General features: G+C 70.5%; 19 protein-coding genes. 16 read left to right on the forward strand and 3 right to left on the reverse strand.

The annotated features are described in order from the left end of the window. Nucleotides 1–15: 15 nt before the first annotated feature. From ligA to ACH4YP_RS35475, 10 genes are all read left to right on the forward strand, one after another. Nucleotides 16–2,232 (forward strand): NAD-dependent DNA ligase LigA, encoded by a 2,217-nt coding sequence (gene ligA / locus ACH4YP_RS35430; RefSeq protein WP_398494983.1) that lies wholly within the window; start codon nt 16–18, stop codon nt 2,230–2,232. Nucleotides 2,233–2,492: 260 nt separating this feature from the next. Next, nucleotides 2,493–4,796: a putative bifunctional diguanylate cyclase/phosphodiesterase gene (locus ACH4YP_RS35435; RefSeq protein WP_398494985.1), complete on the forward strand. Its 2,304-nt coding sequence runs from the start codon at nt 2,493–2,495 to the stop codon at nt 4,794–4,796. Between the two features lie 264 nt (nt 4,797–5,060). Beyond that, entirely contained in the window at nt 5,061–5,357 is a 297-nt protein-coding gene (gene gatC, locus ACH4YP_RS35440; RefSeq protein ID WP_003966094.1) for an Asp-tRNA(Asn)/Glu-tRNA(Gln) amidotransferase subunit GatC, read from the forward strand. A 5-nt stretch (nt 5,358–5,362) separates the two neighbouring features. Next, nucleotides 5,363–6,868, forward strand: a complete 1,506-nt coding sequence (gene gatA, locus ACH4YP_RS35445) for an Asp-tRNA(Asn)/Glu-tRNA(Gln) amidotransferase subunit GatA (RefSeq protein ID WP_398494987.1) — start codon at nt 5,363–5,365, stop codon at nt 6,866–6,868. Next, nucleotides 6,865–7,107, forward strand: a complete 243-nt coding sequence (locus tag ACH4YP_RS35450; RefSeq protein WP_361069086.1) for a hypothetical protein — start codon at nt 6,865–6,867, stop codon at nt 7,105–7,107. The genes gatA and ACH4YP_RS35450 overlap by 4 nt, the downstream gene beginning before the upstream one ends. A 16-nt stretch (nt 7,108–7,123) precedes the next feature. Continuing rightward, nucleotides 7,124–8,635 (forward strand): Asp-tRNA(Asn)/Glu-tRNA(Gln) amidotransferase subunit GatB, encoded by a 1,512-nt coding sequence (gene gatB, locus ACH4YP_RS35455; protein ID WP_361069083.1) that lies wholly within the window; start codon nt 7,124–7,126, stop codon nt 8,633–8,635. 329 nt (nt 8,636–8,964) lie between these two features. Further along, nucleotides 8,965–11,220 (forward strand): MMPL family transporter, encoded by a 2,256-nt coding sequence (locus ACH4YP_RS35460; RefSeq protein ID WP_361069079.1) that lies wholly within the window; start codon nt 8,965–8,967, stop codon nt 11,218–11,220. After that, nucleotides 11,198–11,764, forward strand: a complete 567-nt coding sequence (locus ACH4YP_RS35465; protein ID WP_361069076.1) for a GNAT family protein — start codon at nt 11,198–11,200, stop codon at nt 11,762–11,764. The genes ACH4YP_RS35460 and ACH4YP_RS35465 overlap by 23 nt, the downstream gene beginning before the upstream one ends. A gap of 144 nt (nt 11,765–11,908) precedes the next feature. After that, nucleotides 11,909–12,520, forward strand: a complete 612-nt coding sequence (locus tag ACH4YP_RS35470) for a hypothetical protein (protein ID WP_361069073.1) — start codon at nt 11,909–11,911, stop codon at nt 12,518–12,520. 175 nt (nt 12,521–12,695) lie between these two features. After that, nucleotides 12,696–12,890 carry a hypothetical protein gene (locus ACH4YP_RS35475; RefSeq protein ID WP_361070706.1) on the forward strand — a complete coding sequence of 65 codons (195 nt, stop codon included), beginning with the start codon at nt 12,696–12,698 and terminating at the stop codon, nt 12,888–12,890. A 43-nt stretch (nt 12,891–12,933) separates the two neighbouring features. Here the strand turns inward: ACH4YP_RS35475 and ACH4YP_RS35480 are convergent, their stop codons facing one another. Continuing rightward, nucleotides 12,934–13,143 carry a hypothetical protein gene (locus tag ACH4YP_RS35480; RefSeq protein ID WP_398494991.1) on the reverse strand — a complete coding sequence of 70 codons (210 nt, stop codon included), beginning with the start codon at nt 13,141–13,143 and terminating at the stop codon, nt 12,934–12,936. Between the two features lie 328 nt (nt 13,144–13,471). On the opposite strand from ACH4YP_RS35480, the gene ACH4YP_RS35485 reads away from it, so the two are divergent. Both ACH4YP_RS35485 and ACH4YP_RS35490 read left to right on the forward strand, forming a co-directional pair. Further along, nucleotides 13,472–16,522 (forward strand): AAA family ATPase, encoded by a 3,051-nt coding sequence (locus ACH4YP_RS35485; protein ID WP_398494993.1) that lies wholly within the window; start codon nt 13,472–13,474, stop codon nt 16,520–16,522. A gap of 104 nt (nt 16,523–16,626) precedes the next feature. Then, entirely contained in the window at nt 16,627–16,896 is a 270-nt protein-coding gene (locus ACH4YP_RS35490; RefSeq protein ID WP_398495156.1) for a DUF6191 domain-containing protein, read from the forward strand. Between the two features lie 20 nt (nt 16,897–16,916). Here ACH4YP_RS35490 and ACH4YP_RS35495 read toward each other — a convergent pair whose 3' ends face one another. Together ACH4YP_RS35495 and ACH4YP_RS35500 are read right to left on the reverse strand one after the other, a co-directional pair. Then, the gene (locus tag ACH4YP_RS35495; protein ID WP_398495158.1) at nt 16,917–18,059 is read right to left on the reverse strand and encodes a PQQ-dependent sugar dehydrogenase; all 1,143 of its coding nucleotides are present in this window, start codon (nt 18,057–18,059) and stop codon (nt 16,917–16,919) included. Nucleotides 18,060–18,246: 187 nt separating this feature from the next. Next, a complete protein-coding gene (locus ACH4YP_RS35500; protein ID WP_361070691.1) occupies nt 18,247–19,254 on the reverse strand; it encodes an aldo/keto reductase in 1,008 nt (335 codons plus the stop codon). A 75-nt stretch (nt 19,255–19,329) separates the two neighbouring features. On the opposite strand from ACH4YP_RS35500, the gene ACH4YP_RS35505 reads away from it, so the two are divergent. The 4 genes from ACH4YP_RS35505 to ilvN all read left to right on the forward strand — a co-directional run bounded on the left by ACH4YP_RS35505 (nt 19,330) and on the right by ilvN (nt 26,296). After that, a complete protein-coding gene (locus ACH4YP_RS35505; protein ID WP_361070688.1) occupies nt 19,330–20,271 on the forward strand; it encodes a 2-hydroxyacid dehydrogenase in 942 nt (313 codons plus the stop codon). Nucleotides 20,272–20,676: 405 nt separating this feature from the next. Further along, on the forward strand, nt 20,677–23,649 hold the full coding sequence (locus ACH4YP_RS35510) for a putative bifunctional diguanylate cyclase/phosphodiesterase (RefSeq protein WP_398494996.1): 2,973 nt from the start codon (nt 20,677–20,679) through the stop codon (nt 23,647–23,649). A 240-nt stretch (nt 23,650–23,889) separates the two neighbouring features. After that, entirely contained in the window at nt 23,890–25,743 is a 1,854-nt protein-coding gene (locus tag ACH4YP_RS35515; RefSeq protein WP_361070683.1) for an acetolactate synthase large subunit, read from the forward strand. Nucleotides 25,744–25,768: 25 nt separating this feature from the next. Beyond that, entirely contained in the window at nt 25,769–26,296 is a 528-nt protein-coding gene (gene ilvN / locus ACH4YP_RS35520; protein WP_361070680.1) for an acetolactate synthase small subunit, read from the forward strand. Nucleotides 26,297–26,345 lie beyond the last annotated feature (49 nt).

Consider the following 26,345-nt stretch of genomic DNA (forward strand, 5'->3'; position numbering starts at 1 on the left):
CGGGAGGACGAAACGGTGGCCGGCGACAAGGACGCACAGATGGCCTCGGCTGCGGGGCCCGTGCCCGCCGAGGCTCGGGAGAAGCACGCGCAGCTCGCTGAGCAGATCGAGGAGCACCGCTTCCGGTACTACAGGAATGACGCGCCGGTCATCAGCGACGCGGACTTCGACAAACTCCTGCGCGCCCTGGAGGCGTTGGAGGACGAGTATCCCGAGCTGCGCACGCCGGACTCGCCGACCCAGAAGGTCGCGGGGGCGTACGCGGGCGATTTCACGACGTTCTCGGCCGTCCAGCACCGCTCGCGCATGCTCTCCCTCGACAACGCCTTCGACGACGAGGAGCTGGCCGCCTGGGCCGACCGCGTCGCCAAGGACGTCGGCACGTCCACGTACCACTTCCTGTGCGAGCTGAAGGTCGACGGCCTCGCGGTCAATCTCACGTACGAGCAGGGCCGTCTCACGCGCGCGGCGACCCGCGGCGACGGCCGTACGGGCGAGGACATCACGCCCAACGTCCGTACGATCACGGAGATCCCCGACCGCCTCCACGGCGACCGCATCCCGGACCTCGTGGAGATCCGCGGCGAGGTCTACTTCCCGATGGAGAAGTTCGAGGAGCTCAACGCCCGTCTGGTGGAGGCGGGTGACAAGCCCTTCGCCAACCCGCGCAACGCGGCGGCGGGTTCACTCCGCCAGAAGGACTCCCGCATCACCGCGACCCGGCCGCTGCACATGGTCGTCCACGGCATCGGCGCCCTTGAGGGCTTCGACGGCATGAGCCGCCTCTCACAGGCCTATGAACTGCTGCACGCGTGGGGCCTGCCGACGACCCGCTACGGCAAGGTGGTCGACGACCTCGACGGCGTACGGGAGTTCATCGCCTACTACGGAGAGAACCGCCACTCCGTGGAGCACGAGATCGACGGCGTCGTCGTCAAGCTCGACGAGATCCCCCTCCAGGGCCGCCTCGGCTCGACCTCCCGCGCGCCCCGCTGGGCGATCGCCTGGAAGTACGCGCCTGAGGAGGTCAACACCAAGCTGGTCAACATCCGCGTGGGCGTGGGCCGCACGGGCCGCGTCACTCCGTACGCGCAGGTGGAGCCCGTCACGGTGGCTGGCTCCGAGGTCGAGTTCGCCACGCTGCACAACCAGGACGTGGTGAAGGCCAAGGGCGTCCTCATCGGCGACACCGTGGTGCTCCGCAAGGCCGGAGACGTCATCCCGGAGATCCTCGGCCCGGTCGTCGACCTGCGGGACGGCAGCGAGCGGGAGTTCGTGATGCCCGCCGAGTGCCCCGAGTGCGGCACACCGCTGGCGCCCGCCAAGGAGGGCGACATCGACCTCCGCTGCCCGAACGGCCAGACCTGCCCCGCCCAGTTGCGCGAGCGCCTCTTCTACCTCGGCGGCCGCAAGTGCCTGGACATCGAGAACTTCGGTTACGTGGCCGCCGCCGCGCTCACCAAGCCCCTGGAGCCGGCCGAGCCGCCCCTGAGGGACGAGGGCGACCTCTTCGACCTCACCATCGAGCAGTTGCTGCCCATCAAGGCGTACGTCCTCGACCAGGACAGCGGACTGCCCAAGCGGGACCCGAAGACCGGCGAGGAGAAGATCGCCACGGTCTTCGCCAACCAGGAGGGCGCTCCGAAGAAGAACGCGCTCGCGATGCTGGACTTCATCGCGGCCGCCAAGGAGCGTCCGCTGGCCCGGATCATCACCGGCCTGTCCATCCGGCACGTGGGGCCGGTCGCTGCCGAGGCCCTGGCCCGCGAGTTCCGCTCGATCGACCGCGTCCAGCAGGCCACGGAGGAGGAGCTGGCCGCCGTGGAGGGCGTCGGGCCCACCATCGCCGCCTCCCTGAAGCAGTGGTTCACGGTGGACTGGCACCAGGAGATCCTCCGCAAGTGGAAGGCCGCGGGCGTCCGTATGGAGGAGGAGAGCTCCGGCGAGGACGAGGGACCCCGCCCGCTCGAAGGGCTCACCGTCGTCGTCACCGGCACCCTGGAACATCACACCCGCGACGGAGCGAAAGAGGCACTCCAGAGCCGGGGAGCGAAAGTGACCGGTTCGGTTTCGAAGAAGACGGCTTTTGTTGTCGTGGGTGACAATCCAGGATCGAAGTACGACAAGGCAATGCAGCTCAAAGTGCCGGTTCTGAACGAGGAGGGCTTCGCCGTCCTGCTCGAACAAGGACCGGAGGCGGCGGCCGAAGTCGCGCTTCCGATCGAGGAGTAGCGGTTGAAGACCACCCGTTCGGCGCATACCAGATGCATACGGGTGGCCGGGTCGCATTCGGGCAACCGTCGTCGACCGCTGCCCGTGGAAGCCTTCTGCGGCCTACTGTTGAGGTGTGCGCCTGCCGTGCCCAGCTGCGGTTGGGGCATCCCCTGCTCTTCAGGAGCTCTGGGGAAGGGTTATCAGACGCGGTGCCGTTGAGGGTTAGTCGGGCATCGGGCCGCGTGGCGTGGGCACCGCCGGCTGTGAGAGGGACGGGAATGGAACCGACCGAGAGCGCCGCCCCGGACTCACGGCTGCGCCCGCGCTGGGTGACCGGCGTGCGGCGATGGGGGCACCCCTTGCTGGAGCGAAGCCGGGAGTTCGGAGCGGGCCTCAGGGTCACACGGCCGACAGGGCGTCCGGGCGGGCAGGTGCGCGCCGCCGGACAGTACAGCGCGGCGGCCGGGCACGGCCCCGGCCGCCTCACCTCCGTCCCCGGATCCCCGTCCCACATGCCGGGCCACGAGTCCGACAAGCAGGTGTCCTGGCCCGCGCTGCCCACGACGGTCGTCACATCGGCGGCGTTCGTCCTGGGCGCGGGCTTCTACCGGGCGTTCACCGGGAACCACGCGCTCTTTCCGTCCGGCTCCACCGGCTGGGCGCTCGCGGTCCTGGTCGGCGTCATCGTCGGCCACCTGGTGGCGCTCGGCCGTTCCCGCTGGTGGGGCGGTACGGGCTCCGGCGGGGCCCTCACCCTCTCCGTCCTGATGCTGTACGGCTGGGTGCCCGCCGGGATGGTCAGCCTCACGGTCGTCGTCCTCGTCGGCATAGCCCGTCGTCATCGCTGGCGGCAGGGCGTGCTGCACGGCGCGGTGGACATCCTGGGCATCGGCGCCGGGGCGCTGGTGCTCGCCGTGTTCGGCCGGGTGCCGTCCGTCGAGACGCCCTGGAAACCGGAGACTTGGACTGTTTACACGGCACCTTCGGTGGTGTTGGTGGCAGGGGCGTATCTCGTGGTCTCCCGCGCGCTGCTCTGGTACCTCCACGCGCCGCGTACGGCCGGACTGCCGACCGTGGCCCGAACGGCCCTGGTCAGACAGGGGCTGGTCGCCGTCGCGCTGCTCGGCATCGCCCCGCTGATCTGTGTCGTCGCGATCGCCCTCCCCGTGTTGCTGCCGCTCTTCGCGGTCCCGCTCATCGCTCTCGACTCCACGCTCTGGATAGCGCGGGCGCGGGCCGAGGAGCAACTGCGTGACCCCCTCACCGGACTGCCCAACCGGCAGTGGCTGCTCGAACGGACCTGGCGGGCGCTGGACGACGCCGAACGAATCGGTGCACGTTCCGCTCTGATGTTGATCGATCTCGATCGCTTCAGGGCCGTGAATGACACGCTCGGCCACCTCGCCGGAGACCGGCTGCTGTTGCAGATAGCGGACCGGCTGCGGGTGGCGCTGCCGCGCGGGGCGGAGGCCGCGCGGCTCGGCGGGGACGAGTTCGCCGTCTTACTGCCCATCGTCGACTCGACGACGTCCGCCACGCGGGTCGCCCGCAATCTCGTGGCTACGCTCGGGTCACCGCTCGACCTCGACGGACTCACGCTCGTCCTGGAGGCCAGCGCCGGGCTCGCCGTCTTCCCCGATCACGCGCTGGACGCGGAGGGGCTGCTGCGGCGGGCGGACGTCGCGATGTACCAGGCGAAGCGCGACCGCACGGGCGTGGAGGTGTACGAGTCCAAGCGGGACTCCAACACCCCCGACCGGCTCGGACTGCTGGGGGACCTGCGGCGGGCGCTCGACGCGGGAGACGTCGAACTGCACTACCAGCCCAAGGTCCGCTTCGACGGACAGGTGGCGGGCCTTGAGGCGCTCGTACGGTGGGTGCATCCCGAGCGCGGGAAGGTGCCGCCGGACGAGTTCATAGCCATCGCCGAGTCGTCCGGGCTGATGCCGCATCTCACCGAGTACGTGCTGGAGACGGCGCTCGCCCAGGTGGCGCGGTGGCGGGCCCGGGGGCTGCGGGTGCCGGTCGCCGTCAATGTGTCACCGCGGGACGTGCACACGCCCGGGTTCGCCGGGTCGGTCGCCGCGCGGCTCGCTCGGCACGGGGTTCCCGCGGGGTCGCTCCAGCTGGAGATAACGGAACACGTGCTGCTCGAGGACCCGCAGCGCGCCGCGGACACCCTGGCGGGGCTGACCGGGCACGGCGTGAAGATGTCGCTCGACGACTTCGGGACCGGGTATTCGTCGCTGGTGCATCTGCGGCGGCTGCCCGTGAGCGAGCTGAAGATCGACCGGTCCTTCGTGGCCCGGCTCGCCTTTGACACCGAGGATGCCGAGATCGTCCGGTGCACCATCGATCTCGCTCACTCGCTCGGGCTGGTGGTCGTCGCCGAGGGTGTCGAGGACGACGAGACGTGGGAGCGGCTCCGGGATCTCGGGTGCGACGCGGTTCAGGGGTGGCTCGTCGCGGCGGCGATGCCGCCGGAGGAGGCCACGGCGTGGCTGCTGGCGCGGGGGTCTCGGGGGTGGCAGCGGCCGAAGGCCGCCTTGCCCGCGGCGTTGCCTGCGGCAGCTGAGGAGTAGTTGGGTGCGGTCGGTAGTTATTTCTTTCCCGCCCGCACCACCCGTTTCTGGCACACCTGACACGTGAAGGTTTCCCGTCGGGGTACTCGCCGTCGGCGGCCCTCCGTTCGTCGTGCGGTGTATAAGCCCCGTACAGCCCGTACGGCTCATACCACCCCCATGCGTCCCCCACCGAGCCGTGCCCGGGAAACCGATGTACGGGGATTCCCGTGCGACCCATAGGATTGGGCCACACCACACTCACTCACCCCTGAGGATCGCTGCATGCCTGGCATCACGCGCGAGGAGGTCGCCCACCTCGCCCGGCTGGCGCGTCTGGAGCTGAAGGGCGAAGAGCTCGACCACTTCGCCGGCCAGCTCGACGACATCATCGGCGCGGTCGCCCGCGTCAGCGAGGTCGCCGACCAAGACGTACCGCCGACCTCCCACCCGCTGCCGCTGACGAACGTCATGCGCGCGGACGAGGTCCGTCCGTCGCTCACCCCCGCGCAGGCGCTCTCCGGCGCCCCGGCCCAGGAGCAGCAGCGTTTCAAGGTGCCGCAGATCCTGGGGGAGGACTAACCACCATGACGGACAGCAACGTCAACATCATCAAGCTCACCGCCGCGGAGATCGCCGGGAAGATCGCCGCCGGTGAACTCACCGCCGTCGAGGTCACCGAGGCCCACCTCGCGCGCATCGAGGCAGTCGACGAGAAGGTGCACGCCTTCCTGCACGTCGACCGGGACGGGGCGCTCGCCCAGGCCCGAGCCGTCGACGAGAAGCGCGCGAAGGGCGAGAAGCTCGGCCCGCTCGCCGGCGTCCCGCTCGCGCTCAAGGACATCTTCACCACCGAGGGCATCCCGACGACCGTCGGCTCGAAGATCCTCGAAGGCTGGATCCCGCCGTACGACGCCACGCTCACCAAGCGGCTGAAGGTGGCCGACGTCGTCATTCTCGGCAAGACCAACATGGACGAGTTCGCCATGGGGTCCAGCACCGAGAACAGCGCGTACGGGCCCACCGGCAACCCCTGGGACCTGACGAGGATCCCCGGCGGCTCCGGCGGCGGTTCGTCCGCCGCGCTCGCCTCCTACCAGGCGCCCCTCGCCATCGGCACGGACACCGGCGGCTCCATCCGCCAGCCCGCCTCCGTCACCGGCACGGTCGGCGTGAAGCCGACGTACGGCGCCGTCTCGCGGTACGGCATGGTCGCGTTCTCGTCCTCCCTCGACCAGGGTGGGCCCTGCGCCCGTACGGTCCTCGACGCCGCCCTCCTCCACGAGGTCATCGCCGGACACGACCCCCTCGACTCCACCTCCATCGACGCGCCCGTCCCGGCCGTCGTCGAGGCCGCCCGCAACGGCAGCGTCGAAGGCATGCGCGTCGGTGTCGTCAAGCAGTTCCGCGGCGAGGGCTACCAGGCCGGTGTCGTGCAGCGCTTCGACGAGTCCGTCTCGCTTCTCAAGGAACTGGGCGCCGAGATCGTCGAGCTGGACTGCCCGTCCTTCGACCTGGCCCTTTCGGCGTACTACCTGATCGCGCCGTCCGAGTGTTCGAGCAACCTCGCCCGCTTCGACGGCCTGCGCTACGGCCTGCGCACCGGCGACGACGGCACGCACTCCGCCGAGGAGGTCACCGCCCTCACCCGTGAGGCGGGCTTCGGCGACGAGGTCAAGCGCCGCATCATGCTCGGCACGTACGCGCTCAGCTCCGGCTACTACGACGCGTACTACGGCAGCGCCCAGAAGGTCCGTACGCTCATCACGCGCGACTTCGAGAAGGCGTTCGAGCAGGTGGACGTGATCGTCTCGCCCACGACGCCGACCACCGCCTTCCCGATCGGCGAGCGCGCCGACGACCCGATGGCGATGTACCTCGCGGACCTGTGCACCATCCCGACGAACCTCGCGGGCAACGCCGCGATGTCGCTGCCCTGCGGTCTCGCACCGGAGGACAACCTCCCGGTGGGCCTGCAGATCATCGCCCCCGCGATGCAGGACGACCGTCTTTACAAGGTTGGTGCTGCTGTGGAAGCCGCGTTCGTGGAACGCTGGGGGCACCCGCTGATCGAGGAGGCTCCGTCGCTGTGAGTACCAGGGCCGACAAGGCAAAGAACTTCAAGAAGTCGAAGAAGGGGCTGTACCTGTCGCTCGGCAGTGCGGCGTTCGGCGCGCTCAGCGTCGCCAAGCAGGCCAAGCTGGCCCGCAGCGACGGGGACACCCTGAGGCTCATCGACGCGGCCGTATCCGCCGCCGCCATCGTCACCGGCGTTGCGATCATCTACCGGGAGCTCAAGCGCCTCGGTGACGACGACGTCCTGCTGGGCTGAGAGGGAAAGTTTCACCGTGACTGTCACGACTGACCTGGTGTCGTACGAGGACGCGCTGGCGTCGTACGACCCCGTCATGGGCCTCGAAGTCCATGTCGAACTCGGCACCAAGACCAAGATGTTCTGCGGCTGCTCCACCGAGCTGGGCGCCGAGCCCAACTCGCAGGCCTGCCCGACCTGTCTGGGCATGCCGGGCGCGCTGCCGGTCGTCAACGCGGTCGGTGTCGAGTCCGCGATCAAGATCGGCCTCGCGCTGCACTGCGAGATCGCCGAGTGGTGCCGCTTCGCCCGGAAGAACTACTTCTATCCGGACATGCCGAAGAACTTCCAGACCTCCCAGTACGACGAGCCGATCGCCTTCAACGGCTATCTGGACGTCCAGCTGGAGGACGGCGAGGTCTTCCGCGTGGAGATCGAGCGCGCCCACATGGAGGAGGACACCGGCAAGTCGCTGCACGTCGGCGGCGCGACCGGCCGTATCCACGGCGCCTCGCACTCGCTGCTCGACTACAACCGCGCCGGTATCCCGCTCATCGAGATCGTCACCAAGCCGATCGAGGGCGCCGGCGAGCGAGCTCCCGAGGTCGCCAAGGCGTACGTCGCCGAGCTGCGCGAGCTCATCAAGGCGCTCGGTGTCTCCGAAGCCCGCATGGAGCAGGGCCAGATGCGCTGCGACGTGAACCTGTCGCTGCGCCCGCACGGCCGCGAGAAGTTCGGCACCCGGAGCGAGACCAAGAACGTCAACTCGCTGCGTTCCGTGGAGCGTGCGGCCCGCTTCGAGATCCAGCGGCACGCCGCGGTGCTGAACTCCGGCGGAACGATCATCCAGGAGACCCGCCACTTCCACGAGGACACCGGGTCCACGACCTCGGGCCGCGTGAAGGAGGAGGCGGAGGACTACCGCTACTTCCCCGAGCCGGACCTCGTGCCGGTCGCCCCGTCCCGCGAGTGGGTCGAGGAGCTGCGAGCGGGCCTGCCCGAGCAGCCGCTGGCCCGCCGCAACCGGCTGCGCGAGGAGTGGGGCATCACCGCCCACGACATGCAGTCGATCCTCAACGCCGGTGCCATCGACCCGATCGTCGCCACCATCGCGGCGGGCGCCGACGCGGCCTCCGCCCGTAAGCGGTGGATGGGCGAACTGTCGCGCACGGCCAACGAGTCGGGTGTGTCGCTGGACGCGCTGGCCATCACGCCCGAGCAGGTCGCCCGGGTGACCGCCCTGGTCAACGAGGGCTCCCTGAACGACAAGCTGGCCCGCCAGGTCATCGAGGGCGTCCTCAAGGGCGAGGGCACCCCGGACGAGGTCGTCGAGAAGCGCGGTCTGAAGGTCGTCTCCGACGAGGGCGCCCTGACGACGGCCGTCGAGGAGGCCATCGCCGGCAACGCGGCCATCGCGGACAAGATCCGTGGCGGCAAGGTCGCCGCCGTCGGCGCCCTTGTGGGCGCGGTCATGAAGGCCACGCGGGGGCAGGCCGACGCGGCCCGCGTCAAGGAGCTCATCCTGGAGAAGCTGGGCGTCGAGGGCTGAGCCCCGGCTCTTCTCCTCGCCGAGGGGGCGAGCTGAACGCCGCCGAGGTCTTGTGCGTACAAGTGGCTGAGGCCGCTCGCTCCTACCGCGTGTAGGTCAATCGGGGGGTGCATCGGGAACGGTGTACCCCCCATTGGCGTGCCCGCGGACGCCGTGCGGGGCGACAGAGTTCATTGGATTGTCGTGTGAACTGCCTCGCATTCCTGTGAGTAAACCCACGAATGAGGCCAACGATCACTCTTGGCTGCAAGAGTGATAACGAATTGGTCATGCGTTCTTTGCGGGCAGTTCCCGATAAAGATCCACAAAACACCCAGGGGAGCTCGTCCGTGGCAGCTCTAGCACGTTGGTGTGTCCAGCACCGCCTCGTCGCCGTACTGCTCTGGCTCCTCGCCTTCGGCGGGATCACCGCCGCCGCTGCCGTCACCGGAACCGCGTACTCGAACGACTACGAGGCGCCGGGCACCGAATCGGGCCGCGCCAGTCAGCTCCTCCAGGACGGTTTCCCCGGTCTCGGCGGTGACAGCGACACCGTTGTCTGGCACACCACCTCCGGCACGGTCCGTGCCGCGGACGTCGAGCAGACCATGAGCCACACCCTCGACGAGATCGCCCGCCTGCCCGGAGTGGCCGCGGTCGACAGCCCGTACAAGGGACACGGCGCGGGCCAGATCAGCGGCGACGGACGTACGGCCTACGCCACCGTGACCTTCGACGACCCGGCCGAGGACATCGACCAGGGCGAGGCGACGGCCGTCGTCGACACCGCGAAGGCCGCCGCGACGGACGGACTCCAGGTGGAGCTGGGCGGCCAGGCCGTCGCCCTCACCGAGTCGTCGGGCGGCCACATCGCCGAGGTCGTCGGCGTGATCGTCGCCGCCGTGGTCCTCTTCCTCGCCTTCGGCTCCCTTGCCGCCTCGCTGCTGCCCATCGCCACAGCCCTGGTCAGCGTGGGCACGGCGTACGCCGGGATCGCGCTCCTCGGGCACGCGATGACCGTGGCCGACTTCGCGCCGATGCTCGGCATGCTGATCGGGCTCGGCGTCGGCATCGACTACGCGCTGTTCATAGTCACCAGACACCGACGCGGCCTGAAACGCGGACTCTCCGTCGAGGAGGCGGCACGGAACGCGGTGGCCACCACCGGGCGCGCGGTCGTCTTCGCGGGCGCCACCGTCTGTATCGCCCTGCTCGGCATGCTGATACTGCGGCTCGGCTTCCTCAACGGCGTTGCGATCGCCGCGTCCCTCACCGTGGTCCTCACCGTCGCGGCCTCCGTGACCCTGCTGCCCGCGCTGCTCTCCTTCATCGGCACGCGCGCCCTCAGCCGCCGAGAGCGCCGCCGCCTGGAGGAGCACGGCCCCCAGCCGGAGATCCCCACCGGGCTCGCCGCCCGCTGGTCCGCCTTCGTCGAGAAGCACCCCAAGCTCCTCGGCGGCGTCGCCCTGGCCGTCATGGCCCTGCTCGCGATCCCGACCTTCTCCCTGCACCTGGGCACCTCCGACCAGGGCAACAACCCGGAGACGGCCACCACACGACAGGCGTACGACCTGCTCGCGGACGGCTTCGGACCCGGACTGAACGGGCCGCTGACCCTCGTCACCCACGTCGGCGGGGCCCAGGACCGGGTAGCCCTCGACAACCTCGACGCCACGCTCAGGGCGACCGAGGGCGTCAAGGCGGCGACCCCGGTGACGTACAACAACGCCGGTGACACCGCCTACCTCAGTGTCGTACCGACGTCCTCGCCGCAGTCCGAGCGGACCAGCGACCTCGTCGACCGGCTGCGCGACGACGTACTGCCGCGGGCCGAGACCGGGACCACGCTCGACCTCCAGGTCGGCGGCATGACCGCTTCGTACGACGACTTCGCCGATGTCATCGTCGGCAAACTGCCCCTCTTCGTGGGCGTCGTCATCGGCCTCGGCTGCGTCCTGCTGCTGCTCGCCTTCCGCTCCATCGGCATCCCCCTGAAGGCCGCCGCGATGAACATCGCGGCCGTCACCGCCTCCTTCGGAGTCGTCGTCGCGATCTTCCAGTGGGGCTGGGGCAGCGAACTCCTCGGCCTCGGCCGCGCGGGCCCGATCGAACCCTTCCTGCCCGTGATCATGGTCTCCGTACTCTTCGGGCTCTCCATGGACTACCAGGTGTTCCTGGTCAGCAGGATGTACGAGGAGTGGCTGGAGACCGGAGACAACCGGCGGGCCGTCCGCGTGGGCCTAGCCGAGACCGGCCGGGTGATCAACTCCGCCGCCGTGATCATGATCTCGGTCTTCCTGGCCTTCGTGCTCAGCGGCGACCGCGTCATCGCGATGTTCGGCATAGCGCTCGCCGCGGCCGTCGCCCTCGACGCCTTCGTGCTGCGTACGCTCCTGGTGCCGGCCCTGATGCACATGCTGGGCGGCGCCAACTGGTGGCTGCCGAGCTGGCTCGACCGGCGCCTGCCGCGCATCAGCATCGAGCCGCCGGAAATCCGTACCGTCGACGCCGAGGGCCGTGCGAGGATCCCGAGGGCGCGCGAGGACGCGCTCGTGGAGGTTCTCGTGAAGGAGCAACAGCAGGATGTACGCGATATCCCTGGGTGACGACGGCGCCGAACTGCGGCCCCTGGAGCCGTGGCACGCGCAGGAGTTCCTGGCGCATCTCGACCGGGGGCGCGAGTTCATCGGACAGCACATCCCCTTCGGGACCAAGGCCGTCGACGTCGACTCCGCGAGGGAACTCCTCCAGGCGTACGCCGACAAGCGCGCCACCGACACCGGCGGCCTGCACGGGCTGTGGCTGGAGGGGAAGCTGGTCGGCGGTGTGCTCTTCCTCCACTTCGACGCCGAGCGGGGCACCTGCGAGGTCGGCTGCTGGCTGGAGCCGTCCGGCGTGGGACGCGGCCTTGTCACGCGCGCCATGCGGATCATCATCGACTGGGCGGTCGAGGAGCGGGGCATCCACCGCGTGGAGTGGCAGGCGTCGTCCGCCAACGAACCGAGCGTCAACGTGGCGCGGCGGCTGGGCATGAACCGCGACGGGGTGCTCAGGGAGAGCTTCCCCTACCGGGGCGTACGCCAGAACCTGGAAGTGTGGTCGGTGCTCGCGCCCGAGTGGCGTGCCGCACGCGCGCGTGCCTGGAAGTGACGTCCGTACCGGTGGCCTCCCGGCGATGACGTCGGCCGTCGGGGCGATGGCGTACGGGTGCCGAGTAGGGCGGAAGGCCGCCCGGCGCGTGAGGATCTTGGGATCTTAAAGAAATTCTCAGACAGCGTCCGTACGGTGCGGAGCATGGGAACCAAGACAGAGGACGAAGCCGGAGCCAAGACCGGCACCGAGGTAAAGCGCGACGAGGAGGCCGTGGAGCTCAGCAAGGGCGACCAGCCGGCCGCGATCGGGGAGGTCGAGGAGGCCGGGGCCGCCGAGGCGGCTGACGACCAGGACGACTCCGAGGTCATCGGCGAGGACGAGGACGACGAGGCCGTGGTCGCGGCCGAGCGCGGTTCCGGCGTGGGCCTGGGTGCCGCCGCCGTCGTGTCCGCCGGACTGGGCGTCGTCTCGCTCACCGGCAGCTGGGTCGGCACCATCGCGCAGGCGCGCGACGGGCTGTTCGGCCAGCTGGAGACCGCGCAGAGCGCCGGTGTGGCCGAGCAGATCAAGCAGGTCTACTCCGACTCCTGGAACGCCAACGCGCTGGTCGCCGGGCTCTTCGCGCTGACCGCGCTGATCGTCGGCGTCGTGGTGCTGGCCCGGCCCGCGTTCGGCAACCCCGACCGGATCCCGGCCCAGGCCCCGTGGGTCAAGTCGGTCGCTTGGGCGGGTGTCACGCTCGGTGTCATCGGCCTGCTGCTGGCCGTGCTCAAGTACTCGAACATCCTGCTCGACATGCCGTCCCCGAGCTGACGAACCGCACGTCTGAGGGGCCTTAGTTCCGCCGTAAGCCACTTACGGCGGAACTAAGGCCCTTCCTGCGTTCAAGATGCGGAACTCTCCCGATGTGGCGCACCCCCCTTGGAGACGAAGGTTGAGGCATCGCAACAGAGCGAAGCCGGAAACGACACTTCACGAGGGGTACGAGATGTTCGAGTACGAGCTCCAGCAGATCCGCACCGCGGAGATGATCCGCGAGGCCGACAACTACCGACTGGCCCGCGAGGCCGTCCGCGGCCGCCGTGCCGCCAGGCGCGAGGCCGCGCGATCCGGCCACGACGAAAGCGAGGGGCGGGTGCATAGCCGCCACCACCGCAGGTCCCGGTCCGCACGCGTCGCGTGAGCGCCGGAGCGGGTGAGGGTGGCCGTACGGGGGTCGGCCGCCCTCACCGGGACGGCACCACCGTGACCGCCCTCCCGGCCGTGAACACCTCCTCCGAGCCCTCGGGCCCGTCCGCAGCCGCGGCCGGGCCCGAGGTCTTGAACGGGCTTGACGCGGTGCGTGGGGCCGGGACCGTGGGCAGGCCCGAGAGCGTGGGCGGGGCCGGAACGGTGGACGGGCCTGCGGCCGCTGAGAGGTCCGAGGTCGTGGGCACCTCCGAGGTCGTGGATGAGCCCGAGGCTTTGGACGGGCCAGAGAACGCGGGCAGGTTCGGAGCGGCGGGCCGGTCCGAGGCCGTGGGCAGGCTCGTCGCCGTCGGCCGGTCCGAGACTGTGGGCGGGGCCGCAGCCGTGGGCAGGCCCGAGGTCGTCGGTGGGCTCGCGGACGTGGGCAGGTCCGAGACACCGGACAGGACTGGGGCCTTGGGCAGGATTGAGGCCTTGGGCAGGACTGGGGCCCGGGGCAGGATTGAGGTCCTCGGCACGTCCGAAGTGGCGGGCCTGCCCTCGATAACCAGTGCCGTTGTGTCAGAGCGCTGTGCGATGCTCGGCGTTGTGGAGACCAGGTCCGTCAGTCCGGTCTTCGTCGGCAGGGCCGACGAACTGGGCGTGCTGAACGACGCGCTCGCCCGTGCCGCCGCGGGCGAGCCGCAGGCGTTGCTGCTCGGCGGTGAGGCCGGCGTCGGAAAGACCCGGCTCATCGAGGAGTTCGCCGCCGCGGCCTGTCGCGAGGGGGCCGTCGTGGCGCTCGGCGGCTGCGTCGAGATCGGCGCCGACGGCCTGCCCTTCGCGCCCTTCTCCACCGCGCTGCGCGCGCTTCGCCGCCACCTGCCCGACGAACTGGCCGCCGCGGCCGCGGGGCAGGAGGAGGAACTGGCCCGGCTGCTGCCCGAGCTGGGCGACACCTCGCGCGGGCGGCACGACGAGGACGGCATGGCCCGCCTCTTCGAACTCACCGTCCGGCTGCTGGAGCGCGTCGCCGCCGACCGCCAGGTCGTCGTCCTCCTGGAGGACCTGCACTGGGCCGACGCCTCGACCCGCCACCTCCTCGCCTACCTCTTCCGTACGCTCCGCAGCGGCCGCCTCGTCGTCGTCGCCACCTACCGCGCCGACGACATCCACCGCCGCCACCCGCTGCGCCCACTGCTCGCCGAACTCGACCGGCTGCGCACTGTCCGCCGTATCGAGCTCGGCCGTTTCAGCCGGGCGGAGGTCGGCTGCCAGATCGCCGGAATCATCGCCTCCGAACCCGACCCGACCCGGGTCGACGAGATCTTCACGCGCTCCGACGGCAACGCGTTCTTCGTCGAGGAACTGGCCGTGGCCGCCCACGACGGCTGCCGCACCGGCCTCACCGACTCCTTGCGCGATCTGCTCCTCGTCCGCGTCGAGAGCCTGCCCGAGGAGTCCCAGCGGGTCGCCCGGATCGTCGCCGAGGGCGGCTCCACCGTGGAGTACCGGCTGCTCGCCGCCGTGGCCCGGCTCTCCGAGGACGACCTCATCGAGGCGCTACGGGCCGCCGTCGGCGCCAACATCCTGCTCGCGACGCCCGACGGGGACGGCTACCGCTTCCGCCACTCCCTGGTGCGCGAGGCCGTCGGCGACGACCTGCTCCCCGGCGAGCGCTCCCGCCTCAACCGCCGGTACGCGGAAGCGCTGGAAGCCGATCCCACGCTCGTCCCGGCCGACGAGCGCGCCGCCCGCCTGGCCAGCCACTGGTACCACGCGCACGACGCGGCCAAGGCCCTCCCCGCCGTCCTCGACGCCTCAGTCGCGGCCCGCCGCCGGCACGCCTACTCGGAGCAACTGCGGCTCCTGGAACGGGCGATGGAGCTCTGGGACACGGCCCCCGAGTCCGTACGCGCCGAACTGCGGCCCGTCGACTACACCGAGGTCTATCCCCCGTGCGGCTGCGACCCCGCCACCACGCCGCTGCGCTACCTCGACCTGATGGCCGAGGCCGCCGTCGCGGGCCGGTTCTGCGGGGAGCGCGAGCGCGCCCTGAAGATCACCAAGCGGGCCCTGCACCTCCTGGGGGACGAGGGCGATCCGCTGCGCGCGGCCTGGTTCTGGATCCAGCGCTCCCGGCTCATCGAGGCGGTCGCCCGCGGTGACGGGTGGAAGGAACTCGCCACCGCCCAGGAACTGGTCCGGGGGCTGCCGCCGTCCGAGGTGCACGCCGACGTCCTCGCCAACGTCGCCAACTGGTCGATGACGCACAGGCCGGGACCGGAAGCCCTCCAGGCCGCCGAGCGCGCCGTGGAGTACGCCCGGATGGTGGGCGCCCGCGACATCGAGCTGAACGCGCGGCTCACTCTGGGCGGCCTCCTCGTCGAGTCGGGCGACATCGAGGCGGGGCTCGCCGAGGTGCACGAGGTCAAGGAGCGGGCGGGGAAGGTCGGTGCCGCCTATGTGGTGGGCCGCGCCCATGTGAACCTGCCCTCCCATCTGGAGGGCATAGGCCGCTCCCGGGACGCCGTCCCGATCCTTGAGGAAGGGGTCGAACTGGCCCGCGGACTGGGCCTGTTGGACACCGAGGCCTGGGTGTGGGGCAATCTCGCCGAGTCCCTCTTCTCACTTGGCCGCTGGGACGAGGCCGGTGCGGCAGGCTTCAACTCGGACCGCGTCGGCCAGAGCGCCAAGCCCCGCGGCTTCCGCACCACCCTCCACGCCCATCTCGCCCGCGCCCGGGGCGACCTGCCCGAGGCGGGCCGCCAACTGGCCGCCGCCCGCGAGCACTTCGGCACCCACGACACCGTGCCCCAGCACGCGCTGCCGCTGACCACCCTCGCGATCGGCATCGCCGCCGCCGAGGGCCGGCTCCTCGACGCCCGTGCCGAACTGGACGAGGCTCTGAACACCGGCTTCCCGCCGGGCACCCAGCGCTACGCCTGGCCCCTGCTGCTCGCCGCCGCGACCGCGGAGGCCGACGCCCGCGGACTGCCCGTCGCCGAACACGGCCGCGCCGATGTCCTGGAACGCCTGCGCAAGGCCGCCAAGTCCCTCACCACGAACGTGCCCGTCTGGCAGGCCCACGAGCACTGGGTGCGCGCCGAACTGCTGCGCGCCGAGGGCCGGGACGCCCTGGACGAGTGGTCCGAGGCCGTCACCGCCTTCGAGCCGCTTGAGCGCCCGTACGACCTCGCCCGGGTGCGGCACCGGCTCGCGGAGTCCCTGCTGGCCTCCGGAGGCGGCGAGGAGGAGCGGGATCGCGCCACGGAACTGCTGCGGCTGGCCCGCGCCGTGGCCGACCACCTCGGCGCGCACCCGCTCGCCGACGCCGTCGCCCTGCTCGCCCAGCGCGCCCGCCTCACCCTCGCCCGCGCCTCCGAGCGGTCCGCCTCCGCTCCCGCCGATCCGGTCGAGGCACTCGGTCTGACCAGCCGCGAGCGCGACGTCCTCCGACTGGTCGCCGCCGGTCGCAGCAACCGCCAGATCGCCGAGGAACTCTTCATCTCCCCGAAGACGGCCAGCGTCCACGTCTCCAACATCCTCGCCAAGCTCAACGTCTCGGGCCGCGGCGAGGCGGCCGCGCTCGCACACCGGCTGCGGCTCTTCCCGCCGCACCAGGCCGGCGCCCGGACGGCCGGGTGAGATCCACGCGGACAGATCGGCGTGGACAGATCCGCCCAGTGGGATCCACGCCGTGAGGTCTACGCTGTAAGAGACCCCGGGTCGAGGGAGGCACCGTGTTCAACATGATCGAGGAGCTCTTCGCACCAGGCCGCAAGCACACCGACGAGGAACGCAAGCGGCTGGAACTGACCCGCGTCGACCTGAACGACGGGGACCCCGGACGAGGCCCGATAGACCTCGCGTCCGGCAAGGTGGTCGTCCGCCTGCCGACGCAGCCCGGGGACGAGCCCGGGCCCGAGGCGGAGTCGGACCCGGGTGCCACTCCGCCCCCGACTCGGGACCAGGCCACGGCTCCGGACCCAGCCCCCGCCCCCGCGGAAGCTCCCGAATAGCTGCCCCTGCTTCGGGTGTCCTATGTGACCTCCAGCTCCAGAATCCTGTCGTCCCCCGACTCCGGGGTCCCCCGGCCGTCCGTCTCGCTCGTCATGAGCCACAGCTTGTTGCCGCCCGCCGAGACCACCGTGCGCAGGCGGCCGTAGTCGCCCTCCAGGAAGGCCTGGGGGTCCGCCGACTCCTCCGTGCCGTTGAGCGGGATGCGCCACAGCCGCTTGCCGCGCAGCCCCGCCATCCAGATCGAGCCCTCCGCGTAGGCGATGCCGCTGGGGGAGGCCTCGTCGGTGCTCCACTGGTCGATCGGGTTGTGGTACTTGGAGTCGTCGGACTGGCCCTCCGCCTCCGGCCAGCCGTAGTTGTCGCCCGGCTTGATGTGGTTCAGCTCGTCCCAGGTGTCCTGGCCGAACTCGGAGGCGAACATCCGCTGCTTGGAGTCCCAGGCGAGGCCCTGCACATTGCGGTGGCCGTACGAGTAGACCGGCGAGTTGAAGGGATTGCCCGGGGCCGGTTCGCCCTCCGGGGTCAGCCGCAGGATCTTGCCGCCGGTCGACTTCTTGTCCTGGGCCAGCTCGGTCACGTAGGTCTCGCCCGTGCCCACGTACAGCATCTTGTCCGGGCCGAAGGCGATCCGGCCGCCGTTGTGGTTGGTGCCCTTCGGGATGCCCCGGAACACCGTGTCGGGCGCGCCCAGCTGCTCGCCGGCCGGCTTCTTCGCGTCGTACAGCATGCGCACGATGCGGTTGTCCGAGTCCGAGGTGAAGTACGCGTAGATCATGTGGTCCGACGCGTACGAAGGAGAGACGGCCAGGCCCATCAGGCCGCCCTCGCCGGCGGGGGCGACTCCGGGCACTGAGCCCAGCTCGGTCTTCCTGCCGGTCTTCTCGTCGACCCGGGTGATCGTCCCCTCGTCCCGCGAGGACACCAGAAGGCCGCCCTCGGGCAGTGGCGCCAGGCCCCAGGGGCTCTTCAGACCCTCGGTGACGGTCCGCACGACCTTCACGGAGCCCTTGGCGGGCGGGGTCTCCTCGGCGGCCTGCCCGGAGGCCGGGGCCGAGGCACCGGACTCCGAGCTGCCCGGAGGCGTGCTTCTGCCGCCGCCCGACTCCTCCCCGTCCCCCGAGGAGCACCCGGCCGTCACCAGGAGCGTGGCCGCGGCCAACATGGCCGTCACAGCTCGACGTTGCACGATCTGGATCCCTTCGACGCGGCAGGTTCTACTTTTCATACACCGCTCGCGCCTCATGGGTTCCCGATCACCGAACCCCGAAGCGACGAACTCCGAAACGCCGGGCCGCGCGAACCGTGCCATTGGGTCCCAAGTGCCCCGATCGGTGCCGGGCGGGACCCTCTCAGTCCCAGGATCCCCGTGCCGAAGGCAAACCCGCCACCTCCGCGAGATCCTCCGTCGTCAGCCGCAGTCCGGCCGCCCCCGCGTTCTCCGCGGCCCAGCACTCCCGCTTGGTCCCCGGCACCGGCACCACGTGCCGCCCTCGCGCGAGCACCCACGCGAGCGCCACCTGCGCGGGAGTGACGTCCGCTCCCCGCGCCGAGTGCCGGGCGGCTATCCGCCGCAGACCGGCGACTATCGGCTGGTTCGCGGCCATCATCTCGGCGGTGAAGCGGGGATGCCGGGCCCGTACGTCGTCGGGTTCGAAACCCTCGCCGGGGGTGAGCGTCCCGGTCAGGAAGCCGTTGCCGAGCGGCATCGCCGCCAGGAAGCCGACGCCGCGCGCCTCGCACCACGGCAGCAGACCCTCCAGCGCCTCCGGCGACCACACCGACAGCTCGGCCTCCACCGTGCTCACCGGGAAGACCTGCTGCACCCGCTCCAGCTGCCGAATCGTTCCGTCATGCAGGCTCGCTCCCGAACGGCGGTGGGCACGCGCGCCCACCGCGCACAGCCCGAGCGCCCGCACCTTGCCGGCCGAGACGAGGTCCGCCATCGCGCCCCATGTCTCCTCGACCGGCACCTCCGGGTCGGCGCGGTGCAGTTGGTACAGGTCGATGACGTCCGTCTGGAGGCGGCGCAGCGAGGCGTCGCACGCCCGCTTCACATAGCCGGGGCGGCCGTTGGCCACGATGTGCTGTTCGCCCACCAGGAGGCCGACCTTGGTCGACACGAAGGCCTCGGAACGCCGTTCCCTCAGTGCCCGTCCCACCAGCAGCTCGTTGGTGAACGGTCCGTACATGTCGGCGGTGTCCAGGAGCGTCGCGCCCCGGTCGAGGGCCGTGTGCACGGTCCGCAGCGACTCGTCGCCCCGCTGCCGCGAACCCGAGTACGCCCAGCTCATCGGCATGCACCCGAGGCCGACAGCCCCCACCTCGAGCGCCGCCGCCCCGATCGTCCTGCGCTCCACCTGGCCGTGCCCTCCCTTTCCTGGCACCCCAAACTAACCTCTGCGTCCCCAGGTGCTTCGCATAGCCTCCTGACCATGACGTACGAAGTGTGGCTTCCCTTTCACGCAGACGACCTCGACGGCCTTCCCGGCGGCCCCGACTACCGCTACTGGAACGGTGAGCGGGACTTTCCCGCCGATCCCGCCGACTGCGCCTTCTATGTCGTGCCCTACATGAAGAGCAGCGACATCTCGGTACGGCCGCTGGCCGAAATGACGTCCGTCCAGGTCGTGCAGACCCTGTCCGCCGGTATCGACCACGTACAGCCGGGCCTGCAACTGCTCCCCGAGGGCGTGAAGTTGTGCAACGCGCGCGGGGTGCACGACGCGAGCACCGCCGAACTCACCCTCACCCTGATCCTCTCCTCGCTGCGAGGCATCCCCGACTTCGTGCGTGGGCAGGACAGCGAGGAGTGGCGGTCCGGATTCCGTCCCGCGCTCGCGGACAGGTCCGTACTGATCGTCGGCTACGGAGCGGTCGGTTCGGCCATCGAGGACCGGCTCGTTCCCTTCGAGCTCGCGCGGGTGGCGCGCGTCGCGCGCTCCGCACGTGAGACGGCGCGCGGTCCCGTGCATCCGATCACCGCCTTGCCCGAACTACTCCCGGAGGCCGATGTGGTGGTCCTCATCACGCCCCTCACCGAGCAGACGAAAGGCCTGGCCGGGGCCGACTTCCTGGCCCGGATGAAGGACGGCGCCCTGCTCGTGAACGTCTCCCGCGGCGGAGTCGTCGACACCAAGGCACTCCTCGCCGAGCTGGAGAGCGGCCGCATCAGGGCCGCCCTCGATGTCACCGATCCCGAACCGCTGCCCCCGGGGCACCCCTTGTGGCATGCGCCGGGCGTCCTCATCAGCCCCCACGTGGGCGGCCCGACCTCCGCGTTCTTCCCGCGCGCCAAGCGGCTCCTGAGTGACCAGTTGAACCGGTTTGTGAACCGGGAGCCGCTGCGGAACGTGGTCCTTACGACGGGCTCCTAGTCCTCCTCCACCCTCGGCCGCGCCCGGGCGGGCACCCCGACGGGCACCCTCCGCAGTCCTCCGAATGCGGGCCGTGGCCGCATTCCCGCTGGTCGTCACGGAGCGTAGAGAGACTATGTCCCTGAGTGACGAGACTGGTGTATCGTCCCGACAGGGGCTGCGCCGCGCACGTTCGGCGCCGGGGAGCGAGAGACAGCAACAGCGAGGGGGGCGACGGGCGATGCACGGTCTATGGACCAACGATCCGACGCGGCGGGGCCGCCGACGGCGACCCTGGCGCGTACCGACGCACAGACGCGGTCACGGCGGCCATCAGCACCGAAGGCCCGGCGGCCGCAGGAGGCACGCACATCCGGCACGCCGGGACCAGAGGGACTCGGGGGCGGCACGGTCCGGAGAGACACAGTGAGCTCCCCGGCGGCACTGCCGGCCCGCCGTCCGGTCCCCGGGGGCGGAGTGGGTGTCGTACCGCAACTCGTGCTGGCCCTGGTGTGCGCGGGATACGCCGTCGGTTCCGCGCTCGGCTGGGGCTCACCCCGACTCGCCCTGATCATGGGCGACTTCGGGCTCAGCGCGGCGGCCGCCACCGCGGCCGTCTCCTGCTTCCTCTGCGCCCGCACCCGTCGCAGCCGCTTTCGACCCGCATGGCTGCTCTTCGCGCTCTCCTCCGCCATGGCGGCGGCGGGCAACTTCGTCTGGGGCTGGTACGAGGTCGTACTGCAAGCCCCGGTGCCCAGCCCGAGCTACGCCGACGTGTTCTTCCTGTGCTTCGCGCCACCGGCCATCGTGGGACTGCTCGTCCTCGCCAAACGGCCGGTGAGCAAGGCCGGCTGGGTCTGTCTGAGCCTGGACGCCTGGCTGATCGGCGGCTCGCTGCTCACGCTCTCCTGGAGCCTCGCGCTCGCCCAGGCGGCGAAGGCGGAGGGGCCGAGCGTCCCGCACACCGCGCTGTCGCTCGCGTATCCGCTGCTGGACATCGCCCTGGTGAGCATGGTGCTCGCACTGCACTTCAGGCGCTCGGCGGTGAACCGCTCCGCGGTGAACACCGCGATCGGCGCCCTGGCCCTGACGGTCATGTGCGACGCCCTGTTCACCTCACCCCTGATGCACAACGACTACCGCTCCGGGCAACTGCTCGACGCGGGCTGGTTCGCCGGATCACTACTGCTCGCGTACGCCCCCTGGGTGGGGCAACGACACGGACACACGGAAGAAGAGGGGCACACGCGCGTGGTGTACGGCTACGTGCCCAGGCCCCAACAGGGACAACCGGCACACGTGCCCCTCCAGGAAGGAGGTCACAGTCGGTATCCGGCCAGCCGGCCCATCAGCAGTTCACTGGCGGCACTCACTCCCTACCTGGCCGCCGCCGTCTGCACACTGGGCATCCTCTACAACGTGCTCAACGGCCGCAGCGTCGACCGCGTGGTGCTCGTCACCGGCGGCACGGTCGTGCTCGCCCTCGTCGTGCGCCAGGGCATCATGCTCATCGACAACATCACCCTCACCCAGGAACTGGCCCAGAAGGAGAACCACTTCCGCTCCCTGGTGCAGGGCTCCAGCGACGTCATCATGATCGCCGCTCCGAGCGGCATCCTCCGGTACGTCAGCCCGGCCGCGGCCGGGGTCTACGGACGGCCCGCAGAGGAACTCGTCGGCTCCGAACTGGCCTCGCTGATCCACCCGGAGGACCTGGGCTGCGTGGTGCACGAGGTGCGCCGCTTCCTCGCCGCCAGCCCCGGCGACGAACCCACCACCCGCATCGAGTGCCGCTTCAAGTCCGGCGGTACGGGAGGCTGGCTCAACGTCGAGTCGACCGTCAACCGCCACCACGGCGGCCTCATCTTCAACAGCCGTGACGTCACCGAACGGGTCCGGCTCCAGGCGCAGTTGCAGCACAACGCCGAGCACGACCCGCTGACCGACCTGCCCAACCGCGCCCTGTTCACCAAGCGCGTCGGACAGGCACTTTCCGGCCGCCGGTCCTCCGACCGCGCCGCCCTCAGCAACACGGCGGTTCTCTTCATCGACCTCGACGGCTTCAAGGCCGTCAACGACACCATCGGGCACCAGGCCGGCGACGAGCTGCTCGTCCAGGCCGCCCGCAGGCTCCAGGACGCCGTCCGGCAGAGCGACACCGCCTCCCGTCTCGGTGGCGACGAGTTCGCGGCCCTGATCGTCGGTGACGGCGGCCGCGACCGCACCGCGCGCGAGCACCAGATCTTCGAACTCGCCGACCGGCTGCGCGTGACCCTCTCGCAGCCGTACACCATCGACGGCAACGATGTCCGGGTCGCCGCCTCCATCGGTGTCGCCTTCTCCGAGCCCGGCCTCGGTGCGGGCGAGCTCCTGCGCAACGCGGACCTCGCGATGTACCGCGCGAAGGCCGCGGGCAAGGGCCGCGTCGAGCTGTACGCGCCACAGATGCAGCAGGACGTCGTACGGAAGGCCCAGCTCGCCACCCGGCTGCGGGCCGCCCTGCACGACGGCGAGTTCGCGCTGCTGCACCAGCCGGTGGTCTCCCTCGACACCGGCCGGATCACGGCGGTCGCGGCCCAGGCACGCTGGCGCTCGGCCCAGGGCGTGCTGTTCACCCCCGCCGAGTTCCTGCGCGTCGCCGAGGACAGCGACCGCACCGCCGAGCTGGGCCGCTGGATGCTGGAGGAGGCCGTCGAGCAGGCCGCCGAGCGTGCCGCCACGGGGCTCGCCGTGCCCGTCGCCGTCCGGATGACCGCCCGTCGGCTCCTCGACCGGTCCATGCCGCTGGGCTCCGTCGAGGCCCTGCTGACCCGGCACGGCCTGCCGTCCGGTGCCCTCGTGATCGAACTGGCCGAAACCGATCCCAAGATCTCCCTCGACGAGCTGGAGCGCCGCCTCAACGCACTCAGGCGGCTGGGCGTCCGAATCGCCCTGGACGGCTTCGGCAACGGCTACGCCACGATCACCGCACTGCGCCGCCTCCCCGTCGACATACTGAAACTGGACCGCGGTCTGGTGGAAGGCGTCGTCGAGTCCGCCCGGCTCCACAAGATCACCAGCGGGCTGCTGCGTATCGCGAACGATCTGGGCCTGCAGACCGTGGCCGCCGGAGTGGACCTGCCCGAGCAGGTCGTCGCCCTGCGCTCGATGGGCTGCACACACGGACAGGGCAACGCGTTCTCCGCACCGCTGGACGAGTACCGACTGCGCCGCGCCCTCGCGGCAGGCGCCTACCCCGTGCCCCACGGCCCCGTCGAACCGATCTTCGTGGGAGGCGGCAGCAGCGGTGTCTACACAGGTGGGAGCACGAGTGCGTACGTGGCCGGAGTGTCCTCGGCCTCGTACGGAACCGGTACGGCCCTCCGCTCACATGATGAGACTCCCGTCCCACCCACTTGACACGCACTGTGTGCCGGGGGGAGGGTCTGTGCCATGCGCACCCGAATTCTCGTACTTGGAAAGCGCGTCGGCTGAGCTGGGAAGGCACCGGATCGATGATCCGGAACTCCCGGCGACCGCACCCGGCGCGCTCCCCTCGCTTGCCTCACGGCACGAGGGGTTTTTTGTTGCACCGGTGCCTGCCGAGCAGCAACTGAACACCGCACAAACCTCGCAAAAACCCTCAGCATCGAGAAGAGAATGCCGATGACCGAGCAGGCCACCGGGGCCCACCCGCAGCCGCGGCCCCGTTCCGGAGGACAGCAGTCCGCCCCCGAGCAGGTGACGGGAGCGCAGTCCCTCATCCGCTCTCTTGAGGAGGTCGGGGCCGAGACGGTATTCGGCATTCCCGGCGGTGCGATCCTTCCGGCCTACGACCCGCTGATGGACTCCCGGCGGGTGCGCCACGTGCTCGTCCGTCACGAGCAGGGCGCGGGCCACGCGGCCACCGGCTACGCGCAGGCCACCGGCAAGGTCGGCGTCTGCATGGCGACCAGCGGCCCCGGCGCCACCAACCTGGTGACGCCGATCGCCGACGCGCACATGGACTCGGTGCCGCTCGTGGCGATCACCGGCCAGGTCGCGTCCAAGGCGATCGGTACGGACGCCTTCCAGGAGGCGGACATCGTCGGCATCACGATGCCGATCACCAAGCACAACTTCCTCGTCACCAAGGCCGAGGACATCCCGCGGACGATCGCGGAGGCCTTCCACATCGCCTCCACCGGCCGCCCGGGCCCGGTCCTGGTCGACATCGCCAAGGACGCCCTCCAGGCGCGCACCACCTTCCAGTGGCCGCCCACCCAGGACCTGCCCGGCTACCGCCCGGTGACCAAGCCGCACGCCAAGCAGATCCGCGAGGCGGCCCGGCTGATCACCCAGGCCAGGCGGCCCGTCCTGTACGTCGGCGGCGGCGTCCTCAAGGCCGGTGCCACCGCCGAGCTGAAGGTCCTCGCAGAACTCACCGGAGCGCCCGTCACCACCACCCTGATGGCGCTCGGCGCATTCCCCGACAGTCACGAGCTGCACGTGGGAATGCCGGGCATGCACGGTGCGGTCACCGCCGTCACCGCGCTGCAGAAGGCCGACCTGATCGTCGCCCTCGGAGCCCGCTTCGACGACCGCGTCACCGGCAAGCTGGACAGCTTCGCCCCGCACGCCAAGATCGTCCACGCCGACATCGACCCGGCCGAGATCGGCAAGAACCGGGCCGCCGACGTGCCGATCGTCGGCGACGCCCGCGAGGTCCTCGCCGACCTGGTGCAGGCCGTGCAGAAGGAGCACAGCGAGGGTCACCGGGGCGACTACACCGCCTGGTGGAAGGACCTCAACCGCTGGCGCGAGACCTACCCCCTGGGCTACGACCAGCCGGACAACGGCTCGCTCTCACCCCAGCAGGTCATCGAGCGCGTCGGACAGCTCGCCCCGGAGGGCACGATCTTCGCGGCGGGCGTCGGCCAGCACCAGATGTGGGCCGCGCACTACATCCAGTACGAGAAGCCCGCGACCTGGCTGAACTCCGGCGGCGCCGGGACGATGGGCTACGCGGTCCCGGCCGCGATGGGTGCCAAGGCCGGCGCCCCGGACCGTACGGTCTGGGCGATCGACGGCGACGGCTGCTTCCAGATGACCAATCAGGAGCTCACCACCTGCGCCCTGAACAACATCCCGATCAAGGTCGCCATCATCAACAACGGCGCCCTCGGGATGGTCCGCCAGTGGCAGACCCTCTTCTACAACCAGCGGTACTCCAACACCGTGCTGCACTCCGGCCCCGACGCCGACGGAAAGCAGCCGAGCGCCGGCACCCGCGTCCCCGACTTCGTCAAGCTGTCGGAGGCCATGGGCTGTTACGCGATCCGCTGCGAGTCCCCGGACGACCTCGACAAGTGCATCGAGGAGGCGAACTCGGTCAACGACCGTCCCGTCGTGATCGACTTCATCGTCCACGAGGACGCCATGGTGTGGCCGATGGTCGCCGCCGGCACCTCCAACGACGAGGTCATGTTCGCCCGGGACGTCCGCCCCGACTTCGGCGACAACGAAGACGACTGAGAGCCGTAGGTAAAGGAAGCAGATCATGTCCAAGCACACGCTCTCCGTCCTGGTGGAGAACAAGCCCGGTGTCCTCGCCCGGATCACCGCCCTGTTCTCCCGGCGCGGCTTCAACATCGACTCGCTCGCCGTCGGCGTCACCGAGCACCCCGACATCTCGCGCATCACGATCGTGGTGAACGTGATCGAGGCGCTGCCGCTCGAACAGGTCACCAAGCAGCTCAACAAGCTCGTCAACGTCCTGAAGATCGTCGAGCTGGAGCCGGTCGCGGCCGTTCAGCGCGAACTCGTTCTGGTGAAGGTGCGGGCCGACAACGAGACGCGCTCCCAGATCGTCGAGATCGTCCAGCTGTTCCGCGCCAAGACCGTGGACGTCTCCCCGGAGGCCGTCACCATCGAGGCCACCGGCGGCAGCGAGAAGCTGGAGGCCATGCTCAAGATGCTGGAGCCGTTCGGCATCAAGGAGCTCGTCCAGTCCGGCACGATCGCCATCGGCCGCGGCGCCCGGTCGATCACCGACCGTTCCCTGCGCGCCCTTGACCGTTCCGCGTAGGACTCGTACACGAAGTCGGATACGCGAAGTCGTACGCGACCGTATTCCG

This window comes from Streptomyces sp. NPDC020747 (assembly GCF_044334695.1).
GTDB lineage: Bacteria > Actinomycetota > Actinomycetes > Streptomycetales > Streptomycetaceae > Streptomyces.